This window comes from Geomonas sp., from assembly GCF_035254065.1.
Lineage (GTDB): Bacteria > Desulfobacterota > Desulfuromonadia > Geobacterales > Geobacteraceae > Geomonas.
The window spans coordinates 1-3031 of sequence record NZ_DATFBA010000240.1 but is presented as its reverse complement, the minus strand read 5'-3'; the positions used below and the strand labels follow the sequence as shown (position 1 = coordinate 3031).

At 65.0% G+C, this 3031-nt stretch carries 3 protein-coding genes; all 3 read left to right on the top strand.

Annotated elements, in window-relative coordinates:
- Positions 1 to 360, top strand: a 360-nt coding sequence (locus VJ604_RS11230) for an Hpt domain-containing protein (protein WP_324082527.1), incomplete at its 5' end; no start/stop codon positions are given.
- Positions 354 to 2528, top strand: a complete 2175-nt coding sequence (locus VJ604_RS11225) for a putative bifunctional diguanylate cyclase/phosphodiesterase (protein ID WP_324082526.1) — start codon at positions 354 to 356, stop codon at positions 2526 to 2528. The genes VJ604_RS11230 and VJ604_RS11225, both read left to right, overlap by 7 nt.
- Positions 2529 to 2769: 241 nt before the next feature.
- The coding region (locus VJ604_RS11220; RefSeq protein ID WP_324082525.1) for a P-II family nitrogen regulator at positions 2770 to 3031 on the top strand (262 nt) is incomplete at its 3' end.

Here is a 3031-nt window from a genome sequence, read left to right as displayed (position 1 = left end):
GTGGGCCTCGCCCAAGACAGGATGAACGGCGCCTTGGATATGATCCGCAGCCTGCCGGGCAACCGCGGCAAGGAGGTCCTGCGCAAGGTGGTTGAGCTCTACCTCACCAGCACCCCCGCGCTGTTGCAGACCATGCGGGAGGCGGAGTCCGGGGGGGACGCGGAGAAGCTCAAAGCGGCCGCCCACAGCTTCAAGTCGAGCAGCGCGAACCTCGGCGCCATGAAGCTGGCCGGGGTCTGCAAGGAGCTGGAGGCGCTGGGCCGCACCGGCTCCACGGAAGGGGCACTGCCGCTGCTCATGCAGGTTGAGCAAGAGTATCAGGTGGTCCGGGACGCCCTGCAGGGAGGGAATCTATGCTGACCAGGAAGTCCAAGAGGGCGACCCCCTTGGTCATGATCATCGACGACGATGAGGCAGTCAGGCTGCTGGCGCGGGAGACCCTGGAGAACTCCGGCTACGCGGTCTGGGATACCGACTCGGGGGAGCTCGCGCTCTCGGTCTTCCAGGATCGGGGCCCGGACCTGGTGCTGTTGGACGTAATGATGCCGGGGCTCGACGGCTTCTCGGTCTGCAGCGCGATCCGGCAGACCGGCGTAGGCCGCGATACCCCGGTGCTGATGATGACCGGGCTGGACGATCTCGACTCCATCGATTGCGCCTACGAGGCCGGCGCGACCGACTTCATCACCAAGCCGATCAACTGGCACATCCTCCCCTACCGGGTAAGTTACATGCTCCGCGCCAGCGGCACCCTCGAGCAACTCAGGGAAAGCCGTGAGGGGCTCGCCCACGCCCAGAGCCTCGCCCACATAGGCTCCTGGGAATGGGACCTCGCCACCGGAGACATCCACTGCTCGGAGGAGGTCTACAACATCTGCTGCCTGGACGGCGAAAAGGGGGGCAACCCGATCCTCGACCCGGTGCACCAGCTGGACCGCGGCTTCGTGGAGAGCTCCATCGGCGAGGCCATCGCCAACCGCGCCCCCTTGAGCTTCGATTACCGGATCCTGCTGGCGGACTCGGTCGAGCGCACCCTGCACGCGGAACTGGTCACCGTGCTGGACCAGGACGGCTCCCCCGTCTGCCTGACCGGCACCATCCAGGACATCACCGAGCGCAAGAGGGCGGAGGAACAGATTCGGCTCTTGGCCTACTACGACGCCCTGACCGGGCTTCCCAACCGCCGCTTTTTCATGCAGCAGCTGGAGCAGGCGCTCTCCTACGCCAACCGCAACGACCGCATGCTGGCGGTGCTCTTCCTGGACCTCGACCGCTTCAAGCTGGTGAACGACACCCTGGGACACGGGGTAGGGGACCGGCTGCTGCAGGACGTGGCGGACCGACTGCTGCGCTGCGTCCGCAAGAACGACTGCCTGGCCCGGGCGGAGGAGGACGGTCCCACCTCGCTGGTGTCGAGGCTGGGGGGCGACGAGTTCACCATCATGCTCTGCGACATCGAACACTTCCAGGACGTGGCCAAGGTGGCTCGCCGCATCCTGGAGGCGGTCTCGCACCCCTACTCGCTGGAGGGGCAGGAGGTCTTCGTCTCCACCAGCATCGGCATCAGCCTCTACCCCTACGACGCCGTGACCGCCAGCGACCTGATCAGAAACGCCGACGGCGCCATGTACCACGCCAAGGAGCAGGGGAGAAACGGCTACCAGATCTACGACGAGTCCATGAACGCCAAGGCCCTGGAGCGGATCATCCTGGAAAGCCAGCTGCACAAGGCCTTGAAGGACGAGGAGTTCACCATCTTCTACCAGCCCCAGGTCTCCAGCGATACCGGCAAGGTGGTCGGCCTGGAGGCGCTGGTGCGCTGGAACTCCAAGGAGCTGGGGATGGTGGAGCCGGGGCGTTTCCTGCCGCTGGCCGAGGAGGTCGGCCTCATCATCCAGATCGACCAGTGGGTGATGCGCAAGGCCTGCCGTCAGCTGAAGAGCTGGCTGGACGAAGGGCTCCCTCCGGTCACCCTGGCGGTCAACATCTCGGGCCAGCATTTCATGAAGAACGAGCTGCTGGAGCACGTCACCGCCATCCTGGCGGAGACCGGCCTGAACCCGGCACTCTTGGAGCTGGAGCTTACCGAGGGTGTGCTGATGGCCCACACCGAGAAGACGGTGATGACCCTCAAGGCGCTGAAGGGGATGGGGGTGAGGCTCGCCATCGACGACTTCGGCACCGGGTTTTCCTCACTTTCCTATCTCAAGCGCTTCCCGCTGGACGTCTTGAAGATCGACCGCACCTTCATCAACGACATCACCACCGACCCCGACGACGCCGCCATCACCCTGGCCACCATCGAGATGGCGCATACCCTGAAGCTGCAGGTGATCGCCGAGGGGGTGGAGACCCCGGCCCAGCTGGAGTTCCTGGTCAAGCACCGCTGCGAGCTCTACCAGGGGTACCTGTTCAGCCGGCCGGTGCCTCCCCAGGAGATCCCCGGCTTCTTCGCCCGTAGCGCCCCCTTCCCGAAGGCGGGGGGAGAGCCCCAGCAGGGGTGCAGCTTCCTCCCCCCCTGCCATTGAAGTGGCTGCCACGCCGCCAGCACTCTGGTCCCCCACCGCTCCCGGTCCCATCTCCTGCTCCCGTATCCCCGGAAACCGCCATGCCTAATTTGGCGGCGTCTTGCATGAATAATGTGCAAGGGGCCACCCTTCCTGCCACCCCTTGCCCGCGCAACTGTCCGAACTTTCGATAAAATAAAAGCTGGCACGCCAGCTGCAGTATGATGGGCACTAACGCGCCAGCGGCGACAGGAGGCAAGCAATGAAGCTCATCGAGGCAATAATCAAACCGTTTAAGCTCGACGAAGTCAAGGATGCCCTCAATGAGATCGGCATCGAGGGGATCACGGTCAGCGAGGTCAAAGGGTTCGGGCGGCAGAAGGGCCACACCGAGCTCTACCGCGGCGCCGAGTACCGCGTGGAGTTCCTGCCCAAGGTGAAGCTCGAGATCCTGGTGGACGACGCCAAGTCCGCGGCGGTCGTCGACGCGATCATCGAGGCGGCGCGAACGGGTCGGATCGGCG

Excerpts from the sequence above, each read along its gene's own strand:
- VJ604_RS11225 (WP_324082526.1), top strand. The coding sequence starts at position 354 with ATGCTGACCAGGAAGTCCAAGAGGGCGACCCCCTTGGTCATGATCATC.